The sequence below is a fragment of the Thalassovita gelatinovora genome (assembly GCF_001458355.1).
Classification (GTDB): domain Bacteria; phylum Pseudomonadota; class Alphaproteobacteria; order Rhodobacterales; family Rhodobacteraceae; genus Thalassobius; species Thalassobius gelatinovorus.
Genome location: NZ_CYSA01000015.1, coordinates 558,672 through 573,914, shown reverse-complemented (window position 1 = coordinate 573,914; position 15,243 = coordinate 558,672). Strand labels below are relative to the sequence as shown.

Here is a 15,243-nt window from a genome sequence, read left to right as displayed (position 1 = left end):
TCAGGCGCGTTGCGGTATTTTTTGTTCCAAAGCGTCGATGCTGGTGCTTGTCGCGGCTTCGCTGAAGCTGGCATCGGCACCATAGATGTCACGCGCGACACCAGTGGTCAGTTGTTCGGGGCTGCCGTCGAATACGACGCGGCCCTGGCGCATGCCGATCACCCGGTCGCAATAGCGCCGCGCGGTATCGAGCGTGTGCAGGTTGGCGATGACCATGCGACCGTCTTCGTCATGAATGCGGCGCAGATCGTCCATCACGATCTGGGCGTTCATCGGGTCGAGCGACGCAATCGGTTCGTCGGCCAGAACGATTTTCGGATCTTGCATCACAGCCCGGGCAATCGCGACGCGCTGCTGCTGGCCACCCGAAAGCGCCTCGGCGCGTTTGGCTGCATGGGCGGCAATGCCGAGCCGGTCCAGGATGTCGATGGCGCGGTGAATATCGGCAGTGGGGTAAAGATTGAACATGGTCGCCAGCGTCGACCGCTGATTCAATGTGCCATGCAGCACGTTCGAAACCACATCCATTCTGGGCACCAGATTGAATTGTTGGAAAATCATCGCGCAATCGCGCTGCCAGCGTCGCTTGTCGGCGCTTTTCAGGCCGGTGATTTCCTGACCTTCTACGGTGATTGTTCCGCTGGTGGCGGTTTCCAACCGGTTCAGCATTCGCAGCAGGGTGGATTTCCCAGCCCCCGAAGCGCCGATTACACCGATCATCATCGGACGGTCTACTTCGATGGTTACATTGTCCACCGCATTCACCGCCCCGAAGGCCTTGGTCAGATTTTCGATTTTCAGCATGTATCGCCCCATTCCTGTAGGGCCCGACATAGGTCGGATGCACTTCGGAAATTTGACGATTTTATTAATCTTTTGTGACGGCGCCGGCCGAGGACTGGTGCAAAGAAATACAACGAAGATTAGGAAAACTCTTGTTAATTTCCGAATGTCATCGGATTTCTGACGTAATTGTCTGTAGACTGTGCGTCGGATTGTGATCGCGGTGAATTAAAATCAGTCAACGCCGTGCGGTGTGTCGAGGACTAAAGTAACAGCGAATGGTTTCAAACGGATACAGGCCAGAAATCGACGGGTTGCGCGCGATTGCCGTGCTGTCGGTGGTGTTTTACCATTTTGATGTCGCAGGCATCGGCGGCGGGTTTGTCGGGGTCGACATTTTCTTTGTCATTTCCGGCTTTCTGATCGGCGGTTTGCTGTGGTCGGAACTGGATCAAACCGGCCGCGTGTCGCTGCGCCGGTTCTATCTGCGCCGGTTCAAACGCTTGGCACCGGCGTTTTTCACCATGGCGTTGGTGGTGTCTGCCGTGGCTTGGCAAGTGTTACTGCCGTTTGAATATCGTGAATTTGGTAAAAGTCTGATCGCGGCGACGGTGTATTTATCCAATGTGCAGTTTTATCGCGAGGCGGGATATTTCGACGCCGCTGCCGAAGAAAAACCGATGTTGCACACATGGTCTTTGGCAGTCGAAGAACAGTTTTACCTGTTCTTGCCGCTGCTGATCCTGCTGATTGGTCGACGGCGCTGGTTGTCGCCCATATTGCAAGGCGTCTTTGTTCTGTCGCTTCTGGCCTGCGTATCATTCACCCCGACCAATCCCACTGCCACGTTTTTCCTGTTTCCGTTTCGGGCGTGGGAATTGCTGGCCGGAGTATTGCTGGCGATCTGGGGGTATAAGACGCGCAGCGATTGGGCGCTGCATCCTTTGTTGTCTTTTGCCGGGATGGCGTTGCTTGTCTATGCGGTGGTCTTCGTTCAATCCGGGCCGGGGTTTCCCGGGGCTTGGGCGCTGATCCCTACCTTGGGCACTGTGCTGATCCTGTTGAACGGGCAAGATGACAATGTGGTCAACCGTCTGCTACGATCCGGGCCGGTGGTGTTTGTCGGGTTGATTTCCTATTCGCTCTACCTTTGGCACTGGCCGGTTGCGGTGTTGTCCAAATATGTCCGCGAAACCTATGCCGGACCGGCAGAGTCGGCGGCATGGATGGCTTTGTCGCTGCTGCTGGCGGTGGTGTCATGGCGGTTCGTCGAACGGCCCACGCGTCATGCCGCACGGTTAGGGTTTCCCACCACGATAATGGGGGTTGGTTTGCTATCTCTGGTCACGTTGGGCATTGGTGGCGCGGCGTTCAAAGCGGATGGATTTCCGGGCCGGTTCCCTGCCGACATTCGCAGCCATATCGATGCGTCGGCCGATTTTCTACAGGATTGGAGCCGCTGTAACGTGGCTGAGTCTGGTCCCCTTGCTGGGGTTGAAACCTGCGCCATCGGACCGGCGGGCGATCCGCAGGTTCTGTTCTGGGGGGATAGCCATCTCCGGGCGCTGATGGATGGGATCGGTGCCATGGCCGACCAGCGTCAGGTTCCCGGTCTGATCATCTGGCATGCTGGCTGCCCGCCGGTCTTCGGCGTGGAAAAGCGGGAAAATTCCGCCACCCCGGTACAGGATTTGGCTTGCACCACAGCGAACGCAAGTATTCGTGCCGCATTGCCAGATATGGGCCTGCGCGATATCGTTCTGATCGGCCGCTGGAGCTATTACGTTGACGGCACCGGCGTGGGCGTTGATGCTGAAAACAAGATCATCCTGCTGCCCGAAACCGGGTCACAAGCGGACAGGCTGCGCGACCTGCTGTCTCGGACGGTTGACGAGGTCGGGACCTATGCAAAGGTTCATATCCTTCGGCAAATCCCGGAAATTCCGTTTTACGATTCCCGGATTACTGCGCGCCGTTTGGCGCATGGACGATCTGACGGGTTGAGCGAAGTTTTTTCGGTACCGTTGAGCGAGGTCGATGCACGACAGGCGCGTTCGGACGTGATGATTGCCGAAATTGCCGGGGCTGAAAACGCGACGCTTCTCGATCCGCGACCCTATTTGTGCAACGCTTTGCGGTGTTCGATCTGGGCCGGGGAAGAAGTGGTCTATTTCGACAATAACCACCTGACGAACACAGGTGCGGCGCGAGTCGCGCCGGTGTTTGCATCGGTTTTCAATGGAGCGGCGGAATGAACCTGAACGACGCCCTTGGCGAAACTTGGGACGCGATCATCATCGGCACCGGAATCGGTGGCGGAATGGCAGGACGGCGGTTGGCCGAACGCGGGCTGCGGGTGTTGTTCGTGGAACAGGGGCCAGCCGGATACCGGACCGAAGAAGCCGCACTGAACTCCGATATGTTCGACCCGGTCGCGCGGCAGATCCGAGGGTTCTGGCCTACGCCGATGCAGGCGCGGATCAATGGCCGTGACAGCCAATTCTTTGGCCCGATTGGTGGCGGTGTCGGTGGATCTTCGGTGTTTTATGCCGCGACATTGGAACGGCCCGAACCGCATGATTTGGACGACAGCGCGGACAAACCGCACCCGATCCAAGGCTGGCCGGTGACGCATGCGCAGATGCGCCCCTATTTCGATCAGGCCGAAGACCTGTTCAGCGTCGGTGGTGACCCCGATCCGCTGGCTGCCTTTGCCAGCACCGCATTGCGTGATCCGGCCCCGATGTCGCAGTCTGATCAAGCGATGAAACAGCGTTTGAGCGCGCGAGGGTTGCATCCCTACCAACTGCATGCTGCGCTACGCCGGATCAAAGGCTGCAAATCGTGCCTTGGCTTCAAATGCCCGAAGACCTGCAAAATGGATGGCCGCTCGGCCGGGGTGGAACCGGCGCTGGAAACCGGGCGTGCGGCGCTGCTGGATCGTTGTGCGGTACGGCGCCTGAAAGCCAAAAACGGCCGCATTACCGGCGTTGTCGCGGAACGGGACGGCGACGTGGTGACGCTTTCGGCCGGGATCGTCATTCTGGCGGCGGGTGCTTTTGGGTCGCCGCGGTTGCTGCTGGCATCGCAACCGGGTGGGTTGGCCAATCGCAATGGCATGGTTGGGTGCAATCTGATGTTTCATCTTAACGAAATGATCGCGGTCTGGCCGGGTAAATCCGTTGCCGCCGACGGACCCAGCAAATCGCTGGGGTTTCGGGATCTGTACCATGTCGATGGGACGCGGCTGGGCATGGTTCAGGCAATGGGAATCGAGGTGTCTTACGGGGAAATCGTCCACTATCTCAAGCAGCTGATCGAGAAGTCTTCCCTGCACCGGTTCCGGCTGCTGAAGGAACTGACGCGTATTCCGGCGCTGATCGCGGCCAAGCTGTTTGGCAATGCACAGGTTTTCGTCGGGTTGATGGAAGATCTGCCCTATGCCGAAAACCGGGTTCTACTGGACCCGCATGATCCCGATGCGATCCGCTTTGACTATACGATTTCCAAGGAACTGCTGACTCGGCGGCGGAAATTCCGCCGCTTGATCCGGCAGGCATTCACAGGCCATCGGCGCATGTTTTTGGGATTTCAGCCCGAGTTGAATTTCGGCCATCCCTGCGGGACGTTGCGATTTGGGGCTGACCCAGAAACCAGTGTGCTTGATCCCGATTGCCGGGCGCATGAGCTGGAAAATCTTTACGTCGCTGATGCGTCGATCTTCCCGACCTCGATGGGGGTCAATCCCAGCCTGACCATAGCGGCCAACGCGCTGCGGGTGGCCGATCAGATTGCCGACCAATTCGAAAGGAAAACCGATGCCGCGGAATGATCCCAGATTGCAGCAAGGCGTTGCCGTGGTTACCGGGGCCGGGGCGGGTCTGGGTCGGGCGTTGAGCGTCGAACTGACCCGGCGCGGTGTGACCGTCGCAGGGGTCGGGCGCGGCGAAGACGGGCTGAAACAAACCGCCGAATTGGCCGGACCCGCGTTTCACCCGTTGCACGTCGATGTGTCCGATTATGAAGCCGTCGATGCAGCATTTTTGAAGCTGGCTAATGATCTGGGTGATCCGGTGCTGTTGATCAACAATGCCGCAGTCTATCCCCGCTGTGACTTGCTGGATGAAACCGCTGAAAGCTTCATGGCGACGGTCGGGATCAATCTGGGCGGTGTCGTAGCCTGCACCCAAGCGGCGTTGAGAGGCATGGTTCAGACCGGTTTCGGTCGGATTGTAAATGTATCGACATTTGCGGATATGTTCCCCCTTCCGGCCAGCGCGGCCTATACCGTTTCCAAGGGGGCAGCGCGAATTTACACCCGTGCGGCGCTGGCTGATCTGGGAGACCGGTTTCCCGATATCGTCATCAATGATTGGATGCCGGGCATGCTGGCCACAAAGATCGGTATCCCCGACGGTCTGGACCCCGCTCAATCCGCAGTTTGGGGGGTCGAAATGGCACTCTGGCATGATCGGTCGTTAAACGGCACGGTGTTCGAACGGGATCATGAAATTCCGCCGTCCCGTGGATTGAAGGGGCGGATCAAGGATGCGTTGCTGTTGCGCCGGGCCGGGCCAGTGCGGCATCTATAAGGTCTGTTTGCGAAACAGCGAACGCAGCACATGCCCCGGCAGGATGGTGAAACTTCGGGCATAGCGCCCGGCCAAACGGCTTGGGCTGGACAGCAAGCGCCACAACCATTCTAGCGCCAGTTTTCGCACCCACAATGGCGCACGGGTCTGCGATCCGGCCAGAAAATCCAAACCGGCCCCGACCGATGCAAATCCGATTTCGGGGGTCAATTCACGCCCAAGCGCGGCAAATCGTTCCTGTTTGGGGGCACCAAGGGCCAGAAAACAGAACCGCGCCCCGGATGCCGCAATCTGTTGCAGGATATCCCGCGCCTGTTCTCCTTCAGGATCGAACCCGAAGGCCGGCGCGATAGAGGCAACGATCCGAAGCCCGGGCGTTTGTTGGCGCAACACATTGGCTGCTCGTTCCAGACTGTCCTGCGTGCTGCCCACCAACGCCATCGGCACATCGCAGGCTGCACACAGTTGCGCCAGCGGGATAACCAGATCGGAGCCGGGCATCAGATCAACCGGACGGCCCGCCAGTTTCGACATCCAGACGATCGGATTGCCATCCGCCACCACCAGATCCTGCGCGCCATAGGCGGCACGAAAAGCGCTGTCGTGGCGCAGTTTGTCCAAATGATCCATGTTGAGCGTGGCAAGGGCAAATCCCTTTTGGTCTTTGAACCGATCCTTGACCGCATCTTCCAACGCTGCCCGGTTGGCGATGTTGATGTCGATTTCATAGGCTCCAACCCAGAATTTCATGCCGATTTCCTAAAAAATAACTGGAATTGCCCGAATGGCTTATTGAACTGGCTAGCAGGCAATTGCGGTTTTGCACAGACAGCATTTCCCCGTCAGCGCTATAAGCGGGACAAACTGTTGACACGATCCTATGATCAGAAAGGCCGCAAGATGACAGGCAGACGTGCAGGATGAGCAGTAAGAAAATACAAGGCCCGGCGGTGGCGCTGATTGGCTGCGGCTTTGTCGCGGATCTCTATATGCGGTCGCTGCAAAGCGTGCCGCATGTGCAGGTTGTCGGTGCTTTCGACATAGATGTTGAACGGGCAGGGGCATTCAGTGCCCATTGGGGGGTGACGCGCTTTGCCGTTCTGGAAGATTTGTTCGCAGCATTGCCGCGCGATGGCGTCGTGTTGAACCTGACCAATCCCGATGCGCATTTCGAAGTGAACCGTGCCTGTTTGCAGGCCGGGTTTCATACCTATTCGGAAAAGCCGCTGGCGATGCGGATGGATCAGGCGCGCGATTTGCACCAACTGGCGTCTGAAAAGGGGCTGCTTCTGGCTTCGGCCCCTTGCAGCGTGTTGGGACAAGCGGCGCAGACGTTGGCCCATGCTGTGCGTAACGGGGTCGCCGGGACACCGCGCCTGATCTATGCCGAACTGGATGATGGGTTTATTCCGCAGGCCCCGGTCGAATCCTGGATCAGCGAAAGCGGCGCGCCCTGGCCGTATGAAGATGAATTCCGGGTCGGCTGTACCTTGGAACATGCTGGCTATTACCTTGGCTGGCTGATCGCTATGTTCGGGACCGTGCGCCGGGTTGTCGCCGCTTCGGGTCAGACGATTCCGGACAAGAAAGGCATCACCGACACGGCACCGGATTTTTCTGTTGCCACGTTGTTTTTCGAAACTGGCCCGATGGTGCGGTTGACCTGCTCCATCGTAGCCCCGCATGACCACCGGATCCGGGTGATCGGTGACAAAGGCGTGTTGCAGGTGAAAAAGGCTTGGGCCAACGGGGCGCCGGTGAAGTTTCACAAACGATTCCGTATCCGGCGACGCCTGATTGACAGCCCGCTGGGCAAACGCGTGTCACTGCACGGGCCAAGCCACCCGATGGTGGGCCGTTGGGGGGCGGCTTCGATGAATTTCGCGCTGGGCCCGGTCGAGATGCTGGGCGCGATTGCTGAAAACCGTCCCTGCCGGTTGTCGGCGGATTTCGCGCTGCACCTGAACGAGGTGACGTTGGCGATCCAGAATGCGGGCGATCAAGCCGGCGCGCAGGTCATGACCACCCGTTGCGACCCGATGGAGCCAATGCAATGGGCACGTTGAAGCTTTTGATCACCGGGGCGTCCGGATATCTGGGCCGGCAAACGGTCGCCCGGGCCACAGCGGCCGGTCACGAGGTGATTGCCGTTATCCGGGACCGAACAGCGGTTTTGCAAGATTGGCCAAATTCCGTTGAATTCATCACCACTGATTTGAATTCCTTGACGGCTTTTCCGAAAAACGTGGACGTTGTCTTGCATCTGGCGGCGTCGATGGACGGCGACGATACCGCGCAACAACATGATACTGTGGGCGCAACCAAGGCGCTGCTGACGGCCTGCCTGTCGGCACACACTCCGCCCGCATTGGTCTTGGCCAGTTCCTTATCGGTCTATTCCGGTGTTCTGGTGCAAGAAAACGATGTGATTGATGAAAATAGCCCGCTTGATGACAGGGCGGATCAACGCGATGCCTATTGCCGGGCAAAGATCGCGCAAGAAATGCTTTGCGCCACCGTCGCGGCGGATGCCGGGTTGCCGCTGCAAATCCTGCGGATCGGCGCGATTTATGGACCCGGGCGGGTCTGGAATGCACATATTGGCGTTGGACTGGGGCCGGTTTTGCTGCGGATCGGGAACAGTGGTGAAATCCCGCTTTGCCATGTGGGCCATGCCGCGCAAGCGTTGGTTTTGGCGGCCGAACAGGCGGCGCAAGGCGTGTCGTCTGTGGTGAATGTGGTAGACAGCGATTTGCCGGACCGGAACCGCTTTGTATCGGTGTTGAAACGCGGTGGCTGGCCCAAACTGTCCGCAACCATACCTTGGCGTATGCTAGAAGCTACAGCGCGGTATCTCGGGCGATGGAACGGTCGACCGGGGCTTTTGCGCCTGCCGGTATTGCGGGCGCGGATGATGCCGCTACGTTACAGCAATCAGCGCTTGCAGGACATGGGGTGGCAGCCCGAAGCCGACTTTGAAATGTTGATGCAAAAGGCAATGGAGGACGGTCATGACTGAACCGACACATATTGCCTATCTGACCGGGGAATACCCCCGCGCCACCGATACTTTCATTCAGCGCGAAGTGGCCGAGTTGCGCAAGCAGGGGTTCACGGTCGAAACCACGTCGATCCGGCGCACGAGTGTGGAACATCTGGTCGGGCCGGAACAGCGCGAAGAAGCGGCAAACACCTTCTATGTGATCAACGCCGCCGCCAAACCGATGGTCAGCTTGCGGGCGCATCTGCGGGCGTTGCGCCGACCTGCGGCTTATTTCCGGGCGTTGCGTCTGGCGTTGAAAACATCGCCGGGCGGGTTGAAAGCCACGCTGTATCAACTTTTCTATTTCGCCGAAGCCGTGGTTCTGGCAGCGCATTTGCAGGACAAGGGTGTGCAGCATCTGCACAACCACATTGCCAAGGCCAGCTGCACCGTGGCGATGCTGTGTCATGAAATCAGCGGCATTCCCTACAGTTTTACGCTGCACGGGCCGGATATTTTCTTTGAACCCATACGCTGGCGTCTGGATGAAAAGATCGCGCGGGCCAGCTTCACCGCCTGCATCAGCGATTTTTGCCGGTCGCAGGGGATGAGCTTTGCCGATCGGGGACATTGGGACCGGATGCATATCGTGCATTGCGGAGTCGATCCCGAACGCTATGCGGGGCAGGGCGACCGCGCAGGCAATCACCTTCTTTTCGTCGGGCGACTGGCTGCGGTGAAGGGGTTACCGGTTTTGTTCGAAGCCATGACCGGTGCGTTAGAACACCATCCCGATCTGCGTCTGACTTTGATTGGCGACGGGCCCGAACGGGCAGCACTGGAGGCAGAGGCGGTCAAGGCCGGGCTTGCCGATAGGGTCGAATTTCTTGGCTATAAATCACAATCCGAAGTGGCCGGGATGCTGCAACAAATCGATGCGCTGATCCTGCCCAGCTTTGCCGAAGGTGTGCCCGTCGTTCTGATGGAGGCGATGGCGGCGGGATTGCCGGTGGTGACTACCCAAATCGCCGGTATTCCCGAACTGGTCGAACAGGGGAAAAGCGGCATTCTGGTGCCGCCGGGCGATGCACCGGCGTTGCAACGGGCCATTTCGCAAATACTGTCCGATTCGGGCAAGGCGAATGCAATGGGTCAAACTGGCCGGGCGAAGGTGAAAACGGATTTCAACATCACCAACGAAGCGGCATGGTTGGGGAAATTGATCCGTGGCTATCTGAATGGCACTCCGCCGCAACGAAAACGACCGGAGGGGCAGGAATGACCGTGACGGTTGCTGCGGTTGCGATTGGCCGCAACGAAGGGGATCGGCTGATCCGTTGCCTGACCACATTGAAGGATCAGTTGGACCGCATCGTGTATGTCGACAGCGGGTCGTCGGACGGGTCGGTGCAAGCGGCGCGCGATCTGGGGATTGAGGTTGTCGAACTGGATACTACGGTGCCCTTCACCGCCGCGCGGGCGCGCAACGCCGGGTTCGAGGTGTTAAAACCGGGTGGATTGCCCGATTTTGTTCAATTCGTCGATGGGGATTGCGGTGTCGAACCGGGTTGGATCGAGTCGGCCCTGACCGAATTCAAGGATCGACCGGATTTGGGTGTCGTCACCGGTTGGCGGTCAGAAATCTATCCCAGTTCTAGCATTTACAATGCTTTGGCAGATTTTGAATGGCATCGCCCAGCCGGAGAAATCCGGGCTTGTGGTGGCGATATGATGGTCCGCAGCAACATGTTCGACGCGCTGGATGGGTTCAATCCAACGGTTATCGCCGCCGAAGACGATGAATTTTGTACCCGCGTACGCAAGGCCGGTTTCCGGCTGACCCGGCTGCCATTGTCGATGACCCGGCACGATGCGGCGATGACCCGGTTTTCGCAATGGTGGCAGCGCGCAGTGCGCAGCGGTCATGGATTTGCCCAAGTCGGTGATCTGCATCCCGACTATTTCGTCAAGGAACGGCGGCGGGTCGTTCTTTATGGTGGCGTTTTGCCACTAGTTGCGCTGTTGTCTCTGGCCTTCACCATACCGCTTGTTTTGATCGCGGTGCTGGCGATCTATGCCTTGTCCTATCTTCGAACCGTGCGCGGATTGCAACGCGAAGGGCTGAACAGTTCCATGGCGCTGCACCAGTCGGTTTACCTGAGTATATCCAAGTTTCCTAATCTGATCGGCATGGCCCGCTATCACCTGCGGAAAATTCGCGGCAGCGCCATGCGCATCATTGAGTATAAGTGAGGACATTCGTGACCAATCCCCCGATCCGAGTAGGCATTATCGGTGCCGGTTACATTGCCAGTTGGCACGCCGATGCGATCCGCGCGGCGAAAGATGCAGAACTGGCTTGTATCTGCGATGTTTCGCTGACAACGGCGCAGGATATGGCCAACGGCTATGGTGTGCAGGCTTTCGGATCAGTTGACGATATGATCGCGGCTAAGGTTTGTGATGCAGTGCATATCCTGACGCCACCAGATTTTCATAAAGGTATCGCGCTGACCTGTTTCAAAGCCGGGTTGCATTGTCTGGTGGAAAAACCGGTCGCTCTTTCGGCCGTGGACACGCAGGAAATGGTCGAAGCCGCAGATCAAAACGGTGTGCGGTTTGCCGCTGGGCATAACTTTCTGAGTATTCCCGCCTATCACCGGCTGAAAGCGGCGAAAGAAGCGGGAAAAATCGGGCGCGTTTCGGCGGTCGAGATCAATTGGTGTTTTCCGCTCGCTCCGCTTCGGTCGGGACCCTATGGCATTTGGCTGCTGCGCCAAGCCAAGAACCTGCTTTTGGAACTTGGCCCGCATCCGTTCGCTTTTGCGGTCGATTTGTTCGGGCCGTTGCAGGTGTCGCATCTGGAATTGGGCCAACCGATCACTTTGCCCGGTGGTGCGGTGCGGCATCAATCCTGGCGGGTGATCGCCAAGGCGGGGGATGTCGATGTGTCGATCAACCTGTCGCTGGTGGAAACCCATGACGAACGGTCACTGACCCTGCGCGGGTCGTCGGGCGTGGCGCGGATGGATTACGCCGCCGACACGTTGGTGATCGCGCAAGACAACGCTGCCGATTTGGTCCTGAACCCGTTGCTGAAACAATTGAACATGGCCGGGCAACATCTACGCGAAGGGGTTGTGAACGCTGTGCGGCAGGTGGTTTCCCTGAACCAGAAGTCGCCTTACGGGCTAAGTTTCCGGGGCGCAATAGATGCCGTTTACGGCGCATTACGCGCCGAACAACCCGAAGCCCCCCGTTATACTGGCCGCGCTGCGTTACAGGTGATGCAAGCCATCGACGATACGCTGGCCATGATGCCCGACCCGGTCGAAGCCATCCCCGTCTCGGGCACCCCGAAACCCACCGTCATGGTGATTGGCGGCACCGGATTCATCGGTCGCAACTTGACCCGGATGTTGGTTGCGCGGGGCTATGACGTGCGGGTGTTGAGCCGGGGCAGACAAGGGCCATTCGATGATATCGCCGATCACGTTGAAACCGTTGCAGTGTCGTTGAAGGACGCTGCCGGGCTTCGTCAAGCGATGCAGGGCATCGACGCGGTTTTCAATCTGGCCAAGTCGATGGACAAGACATGGGATGCCGCGTTGGAAAACGATGTCGGGGTTGCTGTGCGGGTAGCCGAAGCAGCGTTGGAGGCTGGTGTGAAACGGCTGATCTATACCGGTACGATTGCGTCTTTCGACATGTCGGACCCGTCGGAGACAATCACTGATGATACCGATTTCGGCGATATGTCGGACCGCAATCTATATGCGCGGTCCAAAGCTGAATGCGAAACGCGGTTGACGCAGATGCATGAAGACCGCGGTTTGCCCTTGGTCATTGCCCGTCCGGGGATCGTGATCGGCGAAGGTGGCCCGTTGCAGCATTGGGGCATCGGTCGCTGGCACGGGGCTGGCGCGGTGCGGATCTGGGGTGATGGTAAACATATCCTGCCTTTCGTTCTGGCCGATGATGTGTCTGACGGGCTGATCCGGATGATGGAAAAGGACGAAGCGATCGGGAAATCCTTCAACCTGATCGGGGATCCGATTTATTCGGCGCGCGGCTATTTCAACGCGATACAGGCAACGCTTGGCGCAAGGATCAAGGTGCGGTCTGGCAACCTGGCCGTGTTCTGGATGGCGGATGCGGTGAAATACGTTCTGAAAACCAAGGTGTTGCGCCGGAAAGACGTGGTTCGACCTTCGTTGAACGATTGGAAATCACGGGCGCATTTTTCACCGTTCGACAACCGCTATCCCAAGGATTTGCTGGGATGGCAGCCGGAAACGAACCCGGATCGGTTTGCAGAGCGCGGTATCGTTCAAGCCAACCTATTCGGGCTTTAGCCATGCGATAGGCTTAATTTTGCCCAGTTTGTCGGCTTTTTTAAGGCCAAGCATGAGCGCGATTCACCGAATTGCCAAAAAGAGCGTCCCGAAAGTCCGGGGAAAGTCGAGATGGTAGAGCAGAACAAAAGATATCGCCGGAAGACACGGCAGCAGCCCCCGAAATCGCCTGGATTTCTGGGACCAAAGAACCTGTCTGAGGCCGATATTGAAGCAGAAGAAAAGGCGCTGCGCGAAGCCTTCCTTTGGTTTGATCCGGATGAAGTAACGCAGCAGGATTACGATACATCGGAACCGTTGTCAGAAGCGGCCACTGCCGAACAGCCCGAACCGGAACCTGAACCGGAAATGGCGCCGACTTTTTGGCCATTGCTGTCGCGCATTTCGGTCAACCCGGTGCAAATGGATCGCAATCTGATCATTACTGCCCGTCGTCAGAACCCGTCGCATGCCGCTTTCGACGTGTTGCGTGCGCGGTTGTTCCAAGCCCTGAGCGAACATGGATGGAAACGTGTTGCGATTACGTCGCCGACCCGGGATTGCGGTAAAACCTTTGTGTCGATCAATCTTGCGATTGCGCTGTCGCGGTATGAAAACTGCCGCACGGTTTTGTTGGATCTGGATATGCGCAACCCCAGTATCGCCAAGACGCTGGGGGAACAGGATGTTGGCAGCATGAGTGACTATCTGCGCGGCAAGGTCCCTCTAACCGATCATTTCCACCGCTTCGGCGAAAACGAGCTGAACATCGGCGATAATCTGGCGATCGCGATGAATGATCGGGTGGAACCTTATTCTTCGGAATTGCTTCAGGAACCTGAAACCCGTGCTTGCCTGGAAGAAATGGAACAGGCTTTGCAACCGAATGTGATCCTGTTCGATTTGCCCCCCGCCTTGGCGCATGACGACGTAATCGCGTTTCGCGACAATTTCGATGGTGTTCTCGTGGTGATTGACGGCACTGTCACCACCGGCGCACAAGTACAAGAAGTGATGCGGCGCTTGGGGGATGATTGCCCGCTTTTGGGTGTTGTGCTGAACAAAGCCGAAGACGCCACCGGCAATGAATATGGCTACTAGGGGTTTGTTTCCACGATTTGATGGTGTGACCCTTCTTTGGGTTGTAAAAACGCACCATGAAACAAATTCGCCATCACAGCGTCGCAATCCTACAGGATTCAATCGCGGCACTGGGTAAGCAACCCAATCGAGTTCCGGGCCGGAAAACTTTGTCCTACAACTCTGCACCTCCACGCGCCTTGTTATCGCCTGATCGTGTCATCATGCCGTCGCAGAGCAGCAAACCGTTTGTGCCGTCATCGTGCCGGGTCGAAGGATCATGACAGCGACAACAGGGCTTCGCAAACCCTGTCCGGATCGTAGCGCAGTGGGTCGGCGTCCTGCTTCAACGGCAAGGGGATCAGGGGTATACCGAAGCGTGTTTCGAGTCTGGCGGCTTCGTCGTTGTCGAAACTGTCAGTATCGCACAGCACGACAGACATCAGGTCCGCCACCGGACATTCCGCCCCTGCATCCGCCCGCAAGGTGGCAAGAATGGCCGCCACTTGATCGGTCAAGGTCATGCCGGGGCATTCTGGATCGGTGCCAAGGCTGGGCAGATAGACCTTGGGCACCTGACGCCGGGCGACCGACCGGCCGGTGTATTTCGGCAGCAGGTTCGCGATCACGCTGGTATACAGACTGCCGGGAGAGTAGCAGATCAAGTCGGCATGCCCGATTAGTTTGCGGTTGCGCTTGGGCAGGGAAACTTCGTCGCGCGACAATCGTGCACCTTCCTCTGACAGGTACAGGTCGCGGATCGGAGCTTTGATCCGTGCGACTTCCTTTCCGGTCATCAGCCGTTGGGTCGCAACATTGGTACCGTCGCTCAACTTGGCCCCGATATCGAGATTCCGGTCTACAATCGCCCGCACGGTCCCCTGTACAGCCACCATCTTGGACATCAGGAACAAGACAGGTTCCAAGGCACGGTCATTGGCCAGGTACCCGCCGGCCAGGATCAGGTTGCCAACGCTGGCCCCGGCGAAATCGAAATCCGCCGGGCGCTCGGCTTCGAAGACCTTGATCTGCGTCAGGATCAGGCTGCGCATCGGTTGTGAAATTGCTTTCATCAGTCTGTGACGACCCTCCATCAGGTCGTCATATTCCGCTGACAGGTCTGCCGATGTCGCGGTTTTAGGAAACCGATAGGAAAACAGGCGGAAGATATCGGGCTGACCCAGAATGGATTCGTCCGCCAGCGCCATCAGGCGGCTGCGAAGATCGCCCACTGCGGGCATTTGTAAGGCTTCTCGCAAAACCTGCGAACTGCCGCCGCTGTCAAATGTGGTGATGAGATGGATCGAATTATGGGTGTAGAGCTTGAGCGCCCGCGCGATTTCGTTCAACGCGCTGCCACCCGAAAAAAACAGTATCCGGGGCCCGAGATTGGGCAGGCTTCGGGCCCGCGCTACGCGCAATGTATCAGGAAATACCACGTTGCGGGTGATCTGAAGGTCTGACATCCTTG

General features: G+C 58.0%; 12 protein-coding genes. 9 read left to right on the top strand and 3 right to left on the bottom strand.

Annotated features, from left to right (window positions below; translation table 11 throughout):
• Positions 1 to 804, bottom strand: coding sequence for a phosphonate ABC transporter ATP-binding protein (gene phnC / locus TG4357_RS07440; protein WP_058262222.1), 804 nt, complete (start codon positions 802 to 804; stop codon positions 1 to 3).
• 257 nt (positions 805 to 1,061) lie between these two features.
• Between phnC and TG4357_RS07435 the strand changes: the two genes are divergently transcribed.
• Genes TG4357_RS07435 through TG4357_RS07425 form a run of 3 tightly spaced genes read left to right on the top strand, consistent with a single transcriptional unit; the run spans position 1,062 to position 5,375 of the window.
• Entirely contained in the window at positions 1,062 to 3,038 is a 1,977-nt protein-coding gene (locus TG4357_RS07435; protein ID WP_058262221.1) for an acyltransferase family protein, read from the top strand.
• Entirely contained in the window at positions 3,035 to 4,615 is a 1,581-nt protein-coding gene (locus TG4357_RS07430) for a GMC oxidoreductase (protein WP_058262220.1), read from the top strand. The genes TG4357_RS07435 and TG4357_RS07430 overlap by 4 nt, the downstream gene beginning before the upstream one ends.
• Positions 4,602 to 5,375, top strand: coding sequence for an SDR family oxidoreductase (locus tag TG4357_RS07425; RefSeq protein ID WP_058262219.1), 774 nt, complete (start codon positions 4,602 to 4,604; stop codon positions 5,373 to 5,375). The genes TG4357_RS07430 and TG4357_RS07425 overlap by 14 nt, the downstream gene beginning before the upstream one ends.
• On the opposite strand, the gene TG4357_RS07420 is transcribed toward TG4357_RS07425, so the two are convergent.
• Positions 5,370 to 6,125, bottom strand: a complete 756-nt coding sequence (locus tag TG4357_RS07420) for a WecB/TagA/CpsF family glycosyltransferase (RefSeq protein WP_058262218.1) — start codon at positions 6,123 to 6,125, stop codon at positions 5,370 to 5,372. The genes TG4357_RS07425 and TG4357_RS07420 overlap by 6 nt on opposite strands.
• 170 nt (positions 6,126 to 6,295) lie before the next feature.
• Between TG4357_RS07420 and TG4357_RS07415 the strand changes: the two genes are divergently transcribed.
• From TG4357_RS07415 to TG4357_RS07390, 6 genes are all read left to right on the top strand, one after another.
• Positions 6,296 to 7,441: a Gfo/Idh/MocA family protein gene (locus tag TG4357_RS07415; protein WP_058262217.1), complete on the top strand. Its 1,146-nt coding sequence runs from the start codon at positions 6,296 to 6,298 to the stop codon at positions 7,439 to 7,441.
• Positions 7,429 to 8,394 carry an NAD-dependent epimerase/dehydratase family protein gene (locus tag TG4357_RS07410; protein WP_058262216.1) on the top strand — a complete coding sequence of 322 codons (966 nt, stop codon included), beginning with the start codon at positions 7,429 to 7,431 and terminating at the stop codon, positions 8,392 to 8,394. Before TG4357_RS07415 ends, TG4357_RS07410 begins: the two co-directional genes overlap by 13 nt.
• A complete protein-coding gene (locus tag TG4357_RS07405) occupies positions 8,387 to 9,640 on the top strand; it encodes a glycosyltransferase family 4 protein (protein WP_058262215.1) in 1,254 nt (417 codons plus the stop codon). Before TG4357_RS07410 ends, TG4357_RS07405 begins: the two co-directional genes overlap by 8 nt.
• On the top strand, positions 9,637 to 10,611 hold the full coding sequence (locus tag TG4357_RS07400) for a glycosyltransferase family 2 protein (RefSeq protein ID WP_058262214.1): 975 nt from the start codon (positions 9,637 to 9,639) through the stop codon (positions 10,609 to 10,611). Before TG4357_RS07405 ends, TG4357_RS07400 begins: the two co-directional genes overlap by 4 nt.
• An 8-nt stretch (positions 10,612 to 10,619) precedes the next feature.
• Complete coding sequence (locus tag TG4357_RS07395; protein ID WP_058262213.1) at positions 10,620 to 12,713, top strand: NAD-dependent epimerase/dehydratase family protein; 2,094 nt, start codon at positions 10,620 to 10,622, stop codon at positions 12,711 to 12,713.
• A 111-nt stretch (positions 12,714 to 12,824) separates the two neighbouring features.
• Complete coding sequence (locus tag TG4357_RS07390; RefSeq protein ID WP_058262212.1) at positions 12,825 to 13,793, top strand: CpsD/CapB family tyrosine-protein kinase; 969 nt, start codon at positions 12,825 to 12,827, stop codon at positions 13,791 to 13,793.
• Between the two features lie 257 nt (positions 13,794 to 14,050).
• Here the strand turns inward: TG4357_RS07390 and TG4357_RS07385 are convergent, their stop codons facing one another.
• Positions 14,051 to 15,238, bottom strand: coding sequence for a GAK system CofD-like protein (locus TG4357_RS07385; protein WP_058262211.1), 1,188 nt, complete (start codon positions 15,236 to 15,238; stop codon positions 14,051 to 14,053).
• Between the last annotated feature and the right edge of the window lie 5 nt (positions 15,239 to 15,243).